Source organism: Vibrio sp. B1Z05, from assembly GCF_052955985.1.
The window spans coordinates 1,633,150-1,648,285 of record NZ_CP130463.1; the positions used below are offsets into that span (position 1 = coordinate 1,633,150).

15 protein-coding genes are annotated in these 15,136 nt (G+C 41.2%); 12 read left to right on the forward strand and 3 right to left on the reverse strand.

All coding sequences use genetic code 11. The features are described 5' to 3' along the window. Positions 1-68 precede the first annotated feature (68 nt). The 5 genes from QV280_RS07460 (at position 69) to QV280_RS07480 (ending at position 5,285) form a co-directional block, all read left to right on the forward strand. Positions 69-1,733, forward strand: a complete 1,665-nt coding sequence (locus QV280_RS07460; protein WP_023403667.1) for a long-chain-fatty-acid--CoA ligase — start codon at positions 69-71, stop codon at positions 1,731-1,733. Positions 1,734-1,981: 248 nt separating this feature from the next. Continuing rightward, positions 1,982-2,881 carry a MipA/OmpV family protein gene (locus tag QV280_RS07465; protein ID WP_205530074.1) on the forward strand — a complete coding sequence of 300 codons (900 nt, stop codon included), beginning with the start codon at positions 1,982-1,984 and terminating at the stop codon, positions 2,879-2,881. 8 nt (positions 2,882-2,889) lie between these two features. After that, the gene (locus QV280_RS07470) at positions 2,890-3,276 is read left to right on the forward strand and encodes a DUF3019 domain-containing protein (RefSeq protein ID WP_023403665.1); all 387 of its coding nucleotides are present in this window, start codon (positions 2,890-2,892) and stop codon (positions 3,274-3,276) included. Then, the gene (locus tag QV280_RS07475) at positions 3,273-3,965 is read left to right on the forward strand and encodes a response regulator (RefSeq protein WP_152819794.1); all 693 of its coding nucleotides are present in this window, start codon (positions 3,273-3,275) and stop codon (positions 3,963-3,965) included. The genes QV280_RS07470 and QV280_RS07475 overlap by 4 nt, the downstream gene beginning before the upstream one ends. An 18-nt stretch (positions 3,966-3,983) precedes the next feature. Continuing rightward, entirely contained in the window at positions 3,984-5,285 is a 1,302-nt protein-coding gene (locus tag QV280_RS07480) for an ATP-binding protein (RefSeq protein WP_023403663.1), read from the forward strand. 455 nt (positions 5,286-5,740) lie between these two features. On the opposite strand, the gene QV280_RS07485 is transcribed toward QV280_RS07480, so the two are convergent. The 3 genes from QV280_RS07485 to QV280_RS07495 form a co-directional block, all read right to left on the reverse strand. Continuing rightward, positions 5,741-6,202 carry a CC0125/CC1285 family lipoprotein gene (locus QV280_RS07485; protein WP_023403662.1) on the reverse strand — a complete coding sequence of 154 codons (462 nt, stop codon included), beginning with the start codon at positions 6,200-6,202 and terminating at the stop codon, positions 5,741-5,743. A gap of 11 nt (positions 6,203-6,213) precedes the next feature. Further along, positions 6,214-6,990, reverse strand: a complete 777-nt coding sequence (gene ompV, locus QV280_RS07490; RefSeq protein ID WP_023403661.1) for an outer membrane protein OmpV — start codon at positions 6,988-6,990, stop codon at positions 6,214-6,216. A gap of 424 nt (positions 6,991-7,414) precedes the next feature. Continuing rightward, positions 7,415-7,669 carry a YdcH family protein gene (locus tag QV280_RS07495; protein ID WP_023403660.1) on the reverse strand — a complete coding sequence of 85 codons (255 nt, stop codon included), beginning with the start codon at positions 7,667-7,669 and terminating at the stop codon, positions 7,415-7,417. 202 nt (positions 7,670-7,871) lie between these two features. On the opposite strand from QV280_RS07495, the gene QV280_RS07500 reads away from it, so the two are divergent. The 7 genes from QV280_RS07500 to QV280_RS07530 all read left to right on the forward strand — a co-directional run bounded on the left by QV280_RS07500 (position 7,872) and on the right by QV280_RS07530 (position 15,132). Beyond that, positions 7,872-8,222: a hypothetical protein gene (locus QV280_RS07500; protein WP_023403659.1), complete on the forward strand. Its 351-nt coding sequence runs from the start codon at positions 7,872-7,874 to the stop codon at positions 8,220-8,222. A gap of 103 nt (positions 8,223-8,325) precedes the next feature. Beyond that, entirely contained in the window at positions 8,326-8,916 is a 591-nt protein-coding gene (locus QV280_RS07505; RefSeq protein ID WP_152819793.1) for a hypothetical protein, read from the forward strand. A 96-nt stretch (positions 8,917-9,012) separates the two neighbouring features. Then, positions 9,013-9,702: a pseudouridine synthase gene (locus QV280_RS07510; protein ID WP_152819792.1), complete on the forward strand. Its 690-nt coding sequence runs from the start codon at positions 9,013-9,015 to the stop codon at positions 9,700-9,702. A 596-nt stretch (positions 9,703-10,298) separates the two neighbouring features. Beyond that, positions 10,299-11,180, forward strand: a complete 882-nt coding sequence (locus tag QV280_RS07515) for a hypothetical protein (RefSeq protein ID WP_152819791.1) — start codon at positions 10,299-10,301, stop codon at positions 11,178-11,180. Positions 11,181-11,208: 28 nt separating this feature from the next. Beyond that, positions 11,209-12,213, forward strand: a complete 1,005-nt coding sequence (locus QV280_RS07520) for an ABC transporter permease subunit (protein ID WP_023403655.1) — start codon at positions 11,209-11,211, stop codon at positions 12,211-12,213. Continuing rightward, complete coding sequence (locus QV280_RS07525; protein WP_023403654.1) at positions 12,213-13,256, forward strand: ABC transporter permease; 1,044 nt, start codon at positions 12,213-12,215, stop codon at positions 13,254-13,256. Before QV280_RS07520 ends, QV280_RS07525 begins: the two co-directional genes overlap by 1 nt. 4 nt (positions 13,257-13,260) lie before the next feature. Then, the gene (locus QV280_RS07530; protein ID WP_023403653.1) at positions 13,261-15,132 is read left to right on the forward strand and encodes an extracellular solute-binding protein; all 1,872 of its coding nucleotides are present in this window, start codon (positions 13,261-13,263) and stop codon (positions 15,130-15,132) included. The last annotated feature ends 4 nt before the right edge of the window (positions 15,133-15,136 follow it).

Here is a 15,136-nt window from a genome sequence, read left to right on the forward strand (position 1 = left end):
CACTAAATTAATTCCTTCCTTAGAATAATCTATTAAAATACACGTATACAAAAAGCGTGAGAATACCAATGAGCACAAGCCATAAACCATGGATAAACACTTATCCTAGCGACGTCCCAGAATTTATAGAGCCAAACAAATATAAAAATATTAATGAAATGTTTGATGACTCGTTTAACCGATTCGCAGATAAAACCGCGTTCATTAACATGGGTCACTCGCTCACCTATCAAGAATTGAATGATAAAAGTGACGCCTTCGCCGCGTATTTACAAACTGAGTTAAAAGCGAAAAAAGGCGACAGAATTGCGCTAATGATGCCAAACCTTCTTCAGTATCCAATCACTATCCTTGGCGCACTGAAAGCGGGATTGGTGGTGGTGAATGTAAACCCACTTTACACTCCAAGAGAGCTTGAACATCAACTTCGAGATTCTGGCGCTAGCATCATTGTCGCGGTGACAAACTTCGGTGATAGCTTACAAAAAGTGATTGACCAAACTAGCCTTAAACACGTCATTTTAACCAGTATTGGCGACCAGTTAGCGCCACATAAGCGCACCTTAGTCAATTTTGTGGTGAAGTACGTCAAGAAAATGGTGCCAAAATATCACCTGCCTAGCGCAATCTCATTACGCCGCGTGTTAACCGAAGGCAAGCGCATGGAGTTTAACGCGCCTAATATCGAACATGACGATCTTGCCTACCTGCAATACACAGGTGGTACCACTGGGGTTGCGAAAGGGGCGATGCTTACCCACAAAAATATCATTGCCAATGTACTGCAAGTGTTCGCCCACTTTGGCCCAAGAACTGCCAAAGAGAATGAGCTTGCGGTTACTCCCCTTCCTCTTTATCACATTTTTGCTAACTCTGTGAGTATGATGCTAATGATGTATATGGGCGGTACAAACCTGCTTATCACTAACCCTCGTGATTTAAAGAGCTTTGTTACCGACCTTGGCAAATACCCGTTTACCATGATTTTTGGTCTCAATACCTTATTTGCAGCTCTGCTCAACAACAGTAAATTTAAAGCACTGGATTTCTCTAGTGCCCAATTTACCATCGCTGGCGGAATGGCGACTCAAAAGCACACTGCTGATGAATGGCAAAAAGTAACAGGCATGCCCGTTATTGAAGGCTACGGCATGACAGAGTGCTCTCCAGTGGTTGCAGGCGGCGTTCACACCCAACAAGAGTATGTCTCTGCGGTAGGCGTGCCACTGCCAAGCACAGAGCTAAGAATTGTCGACGACAACGGACAACCTCTAGCCACCAATGAAGTCGGTGAAATTCAAGTACGCGGCGCACAAGTTATGAAAGGCTACTGGAAACAAGACGCTGAAACCAAAGCGGTTCTTACTGCCGATGGATGGTTAAGCTCTGGTGATATTGGCCGAATGGACCAAGATGGCGTTTTCTATATCGAAGATAGAAAAAAAGACATGATCTTAGTGTCAGGATTCAACGTCTTCCCAACCGAAATAGAAGAAGTCGCCACCCTACATCCCAAAATCGTAGAAGCCGCTGCAGTAGCCGTTGCCGATGACGTAGCAGGAGAACGCGTAAAACTAATCGTAGTCACAAGTGACCCTGTCACTGTCGACGATATCAAAAAGCACTGCCGCCAACACCTCACCGGCTACAAAATCCCTAAAGTCATCGAATTTAGAGACGAACTACCCAAAACCAACATAGGCAAAATCCTACGCCGCGAACTGCGTGACTAATTGCGGGGTCAGGTCTTGAAATTTGCACGGATGCATCTTTATCAAGCCACCGGATAATGAAAAACAGCAACTTTAGTTTATCGCTAATGGTTGCTGTTTTTTTATTGAAGAAGAAGTTATCCGAGCTATTTAACTGGGGATTTGTCTGATTTATGCAAATATCAAGACCTGACCCCCCCATTATATTGGACTCACATTTAACACACAGTCATAATAGTTAAATGCGTTAAGAAATAGTTTGGAACAAGATGAAACCGTATTTTGTTGTTCAACAGAAGATGCCCCTTTTACTACGTGATTTCGTTAGGCCATCAACCCTAGCTGCTCTGCTATTGGGGCTGGTTGTCACTATGCCTAGTATGGCTGAAGATATCACGGCTAACTCAACACAAAATGGCGGACGCCATGAAAATGGCGGTTATTTTGAAGTAGGCGCATCTGGTCTTGTGACCAATCAAGTGGATATTCGCGCTACTGAACACAAAGACTTTCAACCGATGTTGCTGCTCAGTGGTGTGTATCAATATAAAGGCCTATTTGCTGAACTGGTACACCTCTCTCAAGACGGTGCTAACCTTGGTTATAACTTCTGGAATTCTGAAGATTGGTCTGTTGATTTTTTAGCGGCTAATGTTGAAACCACTTGGCTACGAGACAAAGACGTCAATCTTAGCGCGCTCAATGAGGCTCAACGTAATAATTACCTAATGGCCGATGAAGGCATTTATGTTGGTGCGGGTCTTCGTGCTACCCGTTATTGGGATGACAATTATGTGTTCCAATTTCGCATTGTCAGTGATTACACTGACAATTTGGGCCTACAAAGCTCGATTAAACTCGGTAAGTCTTGGCAAGTTAAAAACTGGAACCTATACACTCTCGGTAGTGTTTCCTATCTCTCTAGTAAACTCACCAACAATATTTATGGCGTAAGCCGTGAAGAAGCAACCACGCAATTTGAACAATATGAAGCTGGAGCAGCTTTTAACTACGGCCTTGAATTTGGCGCAGCCTACCCTATTACTCAAAATGTGGTGTTCCGTTCGACCTATCGCGTAACCGCGTTGTCCGACGAAATAACGGATAGTCCCTTTATCAAAGCTGATTACAACTCGTTATTCAACGTGTCAATTAGTTATGTGTTTTAGGGGGCGATGTGAATAGACTACTCTACTGCTGTTTATTGTCGCTAGCTGGCACAACTCCGGTAATGGCGAAAGAAAAAGACGTCTCTTTTACTGCGACACCGGAACAATGTGTTGCACTACATAAGGGACAGACCTGTTATCAAGATATTGTTTTTCAATGGAAAACTCCGGCTGACGGCAAATTTTGTTTATTGCAATCTGAGACTGGTAAGCAAGTGATCTGTTGGCAAGGTCGTTTGATGCAACAATATCAATACAGTTTCAATAAAGATAAAACCACAAAGTTTCGCTTAATTGATCAAACTACAGCGCAGCCGCTCGCTGAAGTAAAAGTGGTGGTCACTTGGGTATATAAAGCCCCTAAGCAATCACAATCTGGATGGAGACTATTTTGACCGATAAAAAACACATATTAGTGGTTGAAGACGACGCCTCTCTTTCAGAATGGATTGGCGATTATCTTCTTGATCATGACTACAACATCACCATTGCCAGTCAAGGTGACTATGCACTAGAAATGATTGAAGAAGAAACACCGGATTTGGTATTGCTGGACGTCATGTTACCAGTAAAAAACGGCTTTGATGTCTGTAAAGAAGCCAGAAAATTTTATTCCGGCCCTATCCTATTTATGACCGCTTGTGTGGAAGACGGTGATGAAATCAAAGGCTTAGAAGTTGGCGCTGACGATTATTTGACTAAGCCCATCCGCCCTAAAGTAATGCTTGCTCATATTAAAGCCTTGCTGCGCCGCGCCAGTGATGAAGTGCCAAAAGAGCTTTTACAATTTGATTCTCTGACTTTAAATGCCACAGCAAAGTCGGTCACAATTGATGACCATCAACTGGATCTAAACTCTAACGAATTTGACGCTTTTTGGGCACTGGCCTCCAAAGAAGGCAGTGTTGTACCCAGAACTGAGCTTATTACCCAATTGCGCGGCATAGAATATGATGGCTTTGATCGCTCAATCGATATTCGCATTTCTCGTTTGCGTAAAAAACTGCAAGAAGCTCCCGCACAGCCTTATAAAATCAAAACGATTCGAGGTAAGGGTTACTTATTTTGTCGTGAAGACGAATAACCAAGTAGAAGTATTAGTATGAGAAAACTCATTGTCTCACTGGTAATAGCTGTTCTTGCATCGATAGTGATCTTAGGGTGGTCGATCAGTCAGTATGCACAGCAACATGATAGTAAAGTGGCCTCAGTGACTACCTCTGAACGCATACAGGCGCTTAGACTGGCCGGGAGTAGCTTCGCTCAAATACTTGATGATCAGCTGGGATATCCCCCAACAAATCTTATTGATACTTGGAATGAACATAATCAAGAACAGCTTTCACTTATCTCGGAAGCTCAGTTCCCATTACCTGCATCATTAAAAGCACAATTTGAGAATGACGGACAATTGCTGTTGCAATCCGATGAAGGGGTGTCTTTGCATTATCGACTGCCTAAAACCCATCAAGTACTCAATATCCAAACTCAATTAATACCACCTGAAGATCAGGGGCTAGATCTTAATAAGATGTATACCGCCCTCTTTTATACCGGAATAGTCGTTATATTACTGCTTTGGGTATCACCATTAATTAAGCAACTATTAAATTTGAGTAAAGCGACCAAATCTTTTGGTATGGGTAATTTACAACACCGCATAAAGATACAAAAATCCTCTTATATTTCCGAGATTGAGCAAGAATTTAATGGCATGGCAGACCGCATACAACAATTGGTCGACGACAATAAACTGTTAAGTCGCGCGGTGTCCCATGATTTAAAAACCCCGATTGCCCGCCTAAGGTTTGGTATTGAAGCATTAGAAGAAACCGACAATGAAAAGCTCAAACTTAAGTATTTTTCGCGCTTAAATCATGACCTTAATTCTATGGAAGAGCTTGTATCGACTCTCTTAAGCTACGCTAGACTTGATCAAGCCAATATTAAGCCAGAATTAGAGCCTATTGAACTCAATAGTTGGCTGCAAACAAAGCTAGCAAGTTACTCAATGGATAAACATAATCTCATCTTCAACCCTGATGCTGACCCTATTTGGGTGCAGAGCGATCCTATGTATCTCTCTATGCAAGTGGGCAATTTATTGAGCAATGCGGAACGTTTTGGGCAAAGTACCATCAAAGTTCAGATAACAACGACAGAGCATACCGTCATACTCAGTGTCGATGACGACGGCAAAGGCATTGATGAGCAAGAAGCAGCACAAGTGATAAAACCTTTTGTACGCGGCCAACAAAGCCGAGGCAACGCTGGCCACGGTATGGGACTGGCAATAGTCAACCGCATCGGTCACTGGATGGGCTCCCCTCTTACCATTCACCGCTCAAAAGAACTTGGCGGTGCCAGCATGCGCTTAACCTTCCTAATTAATAACAACAGTTGATGGGGCAAGGTGATGGGGTCAGGTCTTGAAATTTGCAGGTACGAGTCACTGAAACGAAACAGCGTCTATTTTTCCTTGCCTCAATAGTTAATTAACAGCCCTTAACTCTCTCCCTGTGACAGGCAAGCTAGAAACTTAATAAACCATTGAGTAATTGAAAGATAAATAGAAATTAAAGTATTAGGTTGATGTAGAAGACGTCTATTTTACGGCTCTATGACTGAACCAATAAATACTGGGTAGCACGTCTTTGGCATTCTAAGTTCGTCTAACCTTTCTCAATATCTGATCCACCAATCCATCAATCCATCAACAGTGACTCTCGCTATACAAAAGCCTACCCTCTTCAATCATGCAAATTTCAAGATCTGACCCCAAGAGATGGCCCAAAACAAAAAACGCCATATTAAGAAATATGGCGTTTTAGATATTATAAGTTATCAGTCAGGATGAAACTATTCGTTTACTTTTAGATGCTTCAACAAAAACTCAGTATCGTAAACGCGACCTGTTGGATTTGCAGGTTTTGTTTTTAGGCCGGTAACCTCGACAATACTTGTTCCTTCTTGCAACGTGCTTGACGTGTTGAACATAAAGTCTTTGTTAATTTTAGTTCCTACTCCTACACCGCCTACAGCATCACGAGTCGTCTGCTCAGTGGTATAGATAAAGTATGGGAAACCAGCATCATGACATAATTTAGCTGATTTATGCATGACGTATTTTCGCATCAAGGCTCTATCAGTGTGATCATTACCTACAAAACTAATCTGCCAGCTATCTGGTGCTATTTGCGTAGTTTCAAAACCTTGACCAAAGGTCCAAAAGCTTTTTTGAGTGTTGTACGGCGTAGCACACGCCGACAACATACAAGCAAATATGGCAATGACTGATATACGTTTAAATAGTTTCATCATTCATCCTCTACTTAGAATGTGTAATTCACACCTAGTGTTGTTGCCCATTGATTTTGAGTATCAATCAGTGGCGAGTCAGCAAAATCAGATGAGATGTATGAGTAGCCAGTTGATTGAGTAATATCAACGTGCTCAGTAACAGGGACTACCATTGCGTAACCTACTTTATAAGCAAATGCTCCGTCGCCTTTATATTCATGACGCTCAGCAGTCGCATCAGCAGCAGAAACGCCGCCATAGTAATTAACAAATTTTTCGCTGTAGTAGTGAACACCAGCATAAGGAACAAAATCAACGCTACCGAATGCCAATGGGTGGTAGTAAGTTAAGTCCGCTTGGAAGCTTTCGTATGCGCCAGTAACATCTTGTTGGAATTTACCCGCAAGAGTCCCTTGACCAAGATGAACGTCAGCGTTCAAACCTAGATCAGCACTCATGTCACGGTCTTTCATGCCTTTAAGAATAGTGGCATCATCAGCATCCAAACCAGGGTTAGTTGTAACAAATACACTCATGTTAAATGTATCTTCGTTAGTACCAAGGAAACGATAGTTAATACCGGTTAAATCCGCATTGAAGTCGACACCATGGTAACCACCATTGATGTAAGCACTGGTTTGATCTTTTTGACCTTTATACATTTTGCTACCGGTAATGACACCACCACCGATTACTGCATGGCCTTCGTGTGTGTAGATGTTACCGTTACGAATGTATGTGTTGCCAGTATCAGCTAATGCTGCATGTGATAATAAAATTGCAGAGATTGCTAAGCTAATTGTTTTCATAATTGATGCCTTTTTCGCTCGATTCAATTTACGTTGGAAACACTATATTTCATCGCGAGAAAAAAGTTTGTAACCGAATGTATCTTGGGGGTCAGGTCTTGAAATTTGCAGGACCTTGGGGGGAATTTAACTGCAGGCAGTTTATCGAGATAGCGATTAGTATAATCAAGGGGTATTAAGCCTCACTATAGGAAGCCACCCCACAACAAGCATAACCGATTGATTTTAGATAAGATTAATAGATGAAGTGAAAAAATGAATCTGCTTTTAAAGACATTTAAAATTATCAAACCCATTCAGAGTTAGTCGATAAGCAGAAAAGCGCCATTAAAGATTGTTAGTGTAACTTACACTTTTCTGCTTACTTTTACTGTGTCACTCACATGCTCAGGTATAAAGTTTCGTTATACCAATCATGCAAATATCAAGACCTGACCCCATGGTGCTGAGTCAATTGGAGATACAAACTGTCTTTTAACTCCATGCGTTTTAATTTGAGATCATGCATTTCATTGTCGTCTATTGGGCTACCTGAAACTTCAAGTTCGCGGATTTGATAATCGAGTTGATGATATTCCTCAAGCTTAGCTTTAAACACGGGATCATCATGGTTTAACTGAACGATATCGAGTTTTAGCTCAGGAAAATCAATAATAAAGGCGTGGTTTTCATTCAGCATTTTAAATCTCTCCTTTGATGTTATTCAACAAAGTATAGAAGCATTTATCCGACTATGATCTTGTTTACAGCGACAGAGGATCGATTGGCTTTATTGGTATCTACTTCGAGCATAACTACACTTGTAAAAACTAGCTGTGCAAATTTCAAGACCTGACCCCGCACTTCTTATATACTGCGCTTCTTTCAAAGGAATTATCGTTATGGAAATGCTTATTGTTTCATCGGAACAACAGAAACGTATGATTATGCTTTTTATTCGTAAGAAAGCATCAATGTCAGACAAAGCACTATTAAAAAATCTGGATGCCCATCAAGTTAACTCTTCGGTTTATCCCGCTTTTAAGCAGGCTTCTGATTTGCGTGTGGAGCGTATTGCTCTGCCTTTATATGATGAGAGAACCGCTAAACAAGAAGGTGGGGATTTCTTATATCGTTATCTTTCAAAAGGCTATATCTGCTTGGGTAACTATACCGGCGAGCCTAAACCTGACCTAACCCCATGGGGCGTGCGCTCGGTGCGTATGTTACCTAAAGTGGGCTTTGGTTTATAAGCCTTGTAAACCATCTCTCTATTTTCAACTTTACTTTAGCGTGCTTAAAGCACACATTGAAAGACAGAATACCGTTACACCACAGTTTAAGGATCAAGACACAATGAGTGAGCTAACCCCTCAACAAGAACACGCCATTGCCACATTTAAAGCCTGTATGCACTTCCCTGACAATGGATTTCATGACTTAATCATTGAACTGTGCAAAACCTATCAACTTTCATTTCAAAAAGTTCGTAAAGCGTTAGTAAGCTCGCAAGTAAAGCTGGAAAAGAAAATCCGCCATCACTTTGACAACGTTACCCCAGAAGAACTCACCAAGCAGGCATGGCTTGAGAGTGTTCATACGCAACTTAAAGAATTGGCCAAAGAAAATATCCCAGTGATGTCAGGCCTGCAAGGCAACGCTCACTACCAAAAAGCGCTGGCCTCTATCCAAGCGTCAATCCAAAGTGAAAATGAACGTGAAGCCACACTAGAAGATCTGTTTTTAGCTTATGAAAAACAAGTGTTTAAACCATTAGCGACTATGCTGCACACCACCCCGCTGTATTGGAAATTAATGCGCGCTGAAGAAATACAGATTATGACACCAGAGTATCAAAAGCACTTTATTGATTATCCTGATTATATGGAAGCGACTAATCACCTATTTGAACTGGAACAACAAGTAAGAGATCGAGTATTTAACTAATATACAAATTAATTAACACTGAATACTTAACAAAGCTTCCAACAGTAGCGTATTGATAATTAAGATAAAGGTTACGAATAATGCATTGTGATATATATGCGTCTTGATAAATTTGTCTGTAAAAGCACCGAGTTAAATAAAACAGAGGCATTGTTTCATATTCATAATGGGCATATTTCTGTCAATGGAACTATCGAGACAAAAGAACAGACCCAAGTACATGAAAACAATATCATAAAGTTAAATACTCATGTTCTTACACCTCGGCCGTTTCGCTATATTATGATGAACAAACTCAGTGGCACTATTTGTTCTAATATCGATGAAGTGTATCCATCATTATTTAATTCAATGCAAATTGAAAAGGTCTCTGAACTTCATATCGCGGGACGTTTAGATGCTGATACCACAGGAATGGTATTAATCACAGATAACGGCCGTTGGTCATTTGCTATCACCAATCCGCAGCAAAAGTGCCCTAAGGTATATCGTGTCACGCTTGCTAGGGATATCGCCGAGGACGCCAAATCACGATTCAAACAAGGGCTATCACTACAGGGTGAGTCAGTTCTTACCCGGCCATCGACATTAGAAATATTATCAGCAAAAGACGTACGCCTAAGTATTATTGAAGGGAAGTTTCATCAAGTGAAACGCATGTTCTCTGCAATAGGCAATCGAGTGGTTGCTCTACACCGAGAGCAAATAGGCACACTGACTCTAGATGTTGAGCCAGGACAATGGCGTTACCTTTCGCAGGAAGAAGTTTGCTCATTTCGAAAATAATCACTGTTAGTCACCAATTTAAATAAATTCCAAATTAGCTCAATAATAATTCAAATAATAGAAATCAAGTTACATATCGACTTATAAATAGAATTAATTTTTCGCAAATATAAAAATGGTTTTTAATATTTCATTTTTAATGATTGAATTCATCCCAAGCCAGCCCGCATTGGTTATTAAATGACGAAAAATGAAAGTTTTGTTCTTATATATGGACGATTTTGATTTTTTTATATTGATTTATATCAAAAGCATAAGTGAGTCATATACTATAAAATTTAGTAACACGCGTGTGAGGGAACTAACTCGCATAGATATGATTCAATTTTACGATCACCTTTATTAACTAAGTATTATCGTTTATTGGCTTATAGCTATTTGAGTTATCGCTAGTTAGGTTTAATGAGTTTGTTCGCTTTATAGTTAGTAAGGATTGCTGATTCTATAACTACTCAGAATATTCAACTGCCCGTATATAAATCTGCAGAAACTGCCGATTGCATTAAGAGTGGTTTATTAACCTTTGTATAGTGCTATTGGTTGTTTCCCAATCCCTCTCAATACGTACACACTTTCATTTTTATTGAGATATCAAATTGAACAGATCAAATCTAGTGGTAAAAAACGGAGTTTTACTTGCCCTACTTTCGCTAACTGCGACAACAACTTTGGCAAATGAAACGACTATAGCTAATACTCAAAATGCAGACGCTGATTCAAGCCAAACTTTCCAACCAGCGTTTACTGGTTATGTCGCGGGTACCTACTCCGATGATTGGGCAAGCGACTATAGAGACGATCGCAGTTTCTCTATTGACCTAAAATTAGGTTATCAGTTCACACCAAATTTCAGCGCAGGCGTTATTACCGGTGTTTACTACCTAGATACCGCTTACTGTTCTACACACACCAAAGATTACTGGTGTATGTCATCAACTTCTTTGTATGCAAAATACAACAACCTTTACAGCTTCTTTGATGATTTCACCACTATTGGTGTGCAAGGTCGCGTCATTTTACCAACCACACAATACTCCCAAGACACTAATCTGTACTTTGGTTTAAAAGGCTATGTGCCAATTTCATTTGATGTAGACCGCTATGTCGATGGTTTAAGCCTGTCTCTAACACCATCGGTCACTAAGTATTTTAATAAGTACAAAACTGCCGGCGGCCAAAACTTAACTGAATACACTTTGGCGTTAACCCTTGATACAACATATCAAATCTCTGACAAGTTTTACTTTACGGTGAGCTTAGATGACTACAACTACATTACCTATCAAGGTTCCACCACCTACCCAACCATCAGTCATACTGAAGAGTTAGGCTATCAAGCTACCGACAACATCTACGTCGGTGTGGGTTATACCAACAGCGCTCAATATTACGATCCTGAACACGGTCCAAGCCCAATTTCAGATCTGTTCGATGATAAAGACCCCCATTTTTACCTAACAACCTACTATACGTTCTAGGCAGTCAATACAAAGTAAGGAAATTAAATTGCTAGGTTATTTTATTAAGAGACTTTTACTGATTATTCCTACCTTTTTAGGAATAACAGTACTGATCTTTTGTTTGACTCGTTTCGTTCCAGGTGGACCTGTTGAACGAATGATCTCACAAATGCAAATGAGCGGTGGGGCTAAAACAGCCTCTCAAACCCTTTCAGAAAGTGAAATCAACGAGTTAAAAGCACTGTATGGAATGGATAAACCCGTCTATATCGCGTATTCAGACTGGTTGAAAGACTTGGTTCATCTCAACCTAGGCGTATCAACTCGTTACTATGATCCGGTGTGGAGCATGATTAAAGAGCGTATGCCGGTGTCTTTATTCTACGGTGTAATAGCGTTAATTCTTAGCTACGGTATCGCAATTCCTCTGGGGATCTACAAAGCGATTCACCATGGTAGCAAAGGCGACAATATCAGCTCGGTTATCATTTTCATTGGTTATTCGATGCCAAACTATGTGCTCGGCGTGCTATTGCTCTCCTTACTCGCCTTTTATTTTGATGTACTTCCTCTCGGGGGGTTCACCAGTAATAACTTCGAAGAGCTCACCCTATTTGGCAAAGTACAAGACTTGTTTTCTCATGCCATTTTACCGGTCATTTGTTACACCATCGCCGATGTTGCCATCTTGACTATGACAATGAAAAACAACTTGCTTGAAAACTTGTCAGCCGATTACATCAAAACAGCGGTAAGCAAGGGCTTAACCTACAAAGACTCGGTTTACAAACACGCATTAAGAAACAGCTTAATTCCTATTGCGAGCCATTTTGGCTCAGTGATTAGTGTATTCCTTGCCGGCTCATTCTTAATTGAAGTGGTATTCAATATCGACGGTATTGGACTGCTTGGCTACGAAGCTATTATTCAACGAGATTACCCTGTTGTAATGGGTATTTTGTCTCTCTCTGCACTGCTGCTTATGTTCGGTAATATCATATCGGATCTGTGTGTAGCGGCCGTTGATCCTCGCGTTAAGTTTGGTAAATAATGTTTAACTTTGATGAATTAACTAAAAAGAAAATTGCACGCTTTTGCTCAATTAAGCGAGGCTATTTTTCTCTTATATTTTTAGTACTGTTAGTTGTACTGTCACTGTTTTCAGAGGCTCTGATCAACAGTAAAGCCTTGGTGGTTTCTTACCAAGGACACCTTTACTTCCCAACGTATTCTAAGATGCGTACCGGTGAAGATTTTGGCGAACAATATGGTTACGAAGCAAACTATCGCGACCTACAAGCTAAATTTGAAAAAGCCGACAAGGGCGACTGGGTCATCATGCCTATCGTACCTTGGAATCCGCTAGAGCAAGATTACTCGAACGGTTTCCCACCTAGTGCACCCAATGCACACGCGCAACACTATCTTGGCACTGATAACTCAGGACGAGATGTACTGGCGCGCTTGGTGTACGGTTTCCGTATCGCTATTTTCTATGCCTTCATAACACTGGCTATTTGTTACTTTATTGGCGTAATTGTCGGCAGTGCCATGGGGTATTTAGGCGGTAAATTTGACCTTATCATGCAGCGTATTATCGAAGTTTGGTCGATGTTACCCATGCTGTACGTGATCATGATTTTAGTGTCGATAATGAAGCCAAACTTTGCTTTATTTGTCTTTATCAACGTTCTGTTTGGTTGGATTCCCATCACTTGGTACATGCGTTCCATTTCTTACAAAGAGCGAGCGCGTGAATACGTACTGGCGGCCAGAGCACAAGGTGCTGGCACATGGCGCATCATCACCAAGCACATTCTACCGAACACGCTAGTAATGATTGTCACTTTGGCGCCGTTTACCATCGTTGCCAACATTTCAACGCTGACTGCTCTCGATTATTTAGGTTTAGGCTTAACTCCCCCTACCCCAAGTTGGGGTGATTTATTGCAACAAGGTAAATCCAACCTTGATGCATGGTGGATCATGAGTTCCGTAGTGTTCTCGATTGTGGGAATTCTCACCATGATTACTTTCATCGGTGAAGCTATTCGTGAAGCCTTCGATCCTAAGAAACAAACTAAGTACAGCTAATATCATGAATCTAAATACACTAAAACTATCAACGTTATTGGTTGCGCTATTAGGAACAACGCTATTAGCGCCTGTTTACGCCAATGCCGCGCCAGCCACATCAGCGCCAGCAACGACTCAACAGGCAAAACAAGCTCCGCAACTGCCTAAAGACTTAAAATGGATATCAAATCCTGATCTGCCTTTGTTTGCCAGTGAAAAAGCAAAACGTGGCGGCACGCTTAATTTGTATGTTCCGTCATACCCATTGACTATGCGTACTATCGGCCCAGACTCAAATACGGCATTTCGTTCATATCTAATGGATAATCACCCGGGCTTATTGGGCATTCATCCAAATACGCTACAACCTTATCCTGAGCTTGCTGAGCAGTGGGCATTTGGTAAAGACGGTAAAACGATGTATTTCCGTTTAGACCCAAAAGCGACTTGGTCTGATGGTGTGCCAATCACCGCAGATGACTATGCGTTTCTGTTTGAATACGTAAAAAACAAAAACGTACACGCGCCGTTTTATAGCAACTATTACACTGAAAAAATCGTTAATTTAACCGTCTACGACAAATACACCATTTCGTTACAGTCGTCTGATGCGTTACCAGAAGCGCTACTTATCGACCGCATTAACTTGCAACCTAAACCAAGACACTTTTTCAAAAATGGTATTGGTAAAAACTACATCCGCGAATACAACTGGAAAGCAGAGCCGACCACTGGCGCTTACTACGTATCGGCACTTAAAAAAGGCCGTACAATTGAGATGTCACACGTTAAAGATTGGTGGGGCTATCATAACCGCTACCTAAAAAATCGCTTTAACGTAGATAAGATTCGTTTCTCTGTTATTCGTGACCCAGATTTAGCGTACCGCTACTTTGAAAAAGGCGAGTTAGATGTGTTTAACATCAACTCTCAGAAATTATGGTTTGATAAAACCAACTCTGAACCTTTCCAAAAAGGCTACATTGTAAAATCTATGCTTAATAACGAAGTGTCTGTAGGCGCTTCAGGCTTGTGGCTTAACATGGTCGATCCTCTGCTTAAGGACAGCGAAGTTCGTGAAGGCGTCGCATACGCCATCAACTTCGAATCTGTGATTAAGCACGTACGTCATGGTGAAGCTACACGACAAAACGGCTTTGGTACGTTAGTAGGCGCTTATGCCACGCCAAAAGATGTCGGTGTTAAGCCCTTCTCCCCTGTCGAAGCGAAAAAACACTTCGCAAAAGCCGGTTATAACACTTTAGGTTCGGATGGACTGCTGTACAACAAACAAGGCAATTCACTACAAGTGACCTTGACTTACCTAAGTCCGCGCAATACCGCTGATGTTATCATCCTCAAAGAACAAGCAAAAAAAGCCGGCTTAGATCTTGAGCTTAAATTGGTTGATGGCTCTACAGGATTTAAATCGCTATTAGAGAAGAAATTCCAAATGGCTTACTTGTCTATGTCATCAGGCTTATATCCTGCATACCGACAATATTTCCACTCCAGCAATATTGTTCCGCAAACCAACAACTTTTTCAGTTTTGCTGATCCAAAAATGGACAAGTTGATTGCCAAGTTTGACCAAGCTTCTACGGTCGCTGAGCAAGTGAAACAATCGAACAAAATTCAACGCATGGTAATGGCATACAACTGCTTTATCCCTGGAACTGTGTCGCAATTCACTCGTGCGGCGCATTGGCGTTACGTTCGCCTACCAGACAAAGTAGGTACTGCACAATCTCGATTCTTATTCGACGAAAGTGGCCTTGATCTGGGATTAATGTGGATCGATACCGATCTAAAACATGAAGTTCTACAAGCAAAAAGTGAAGGTAAAACCTTCCCTAAAATGACGCATTTAAGCACTCAAGTCATCGGTCAATAAGGTC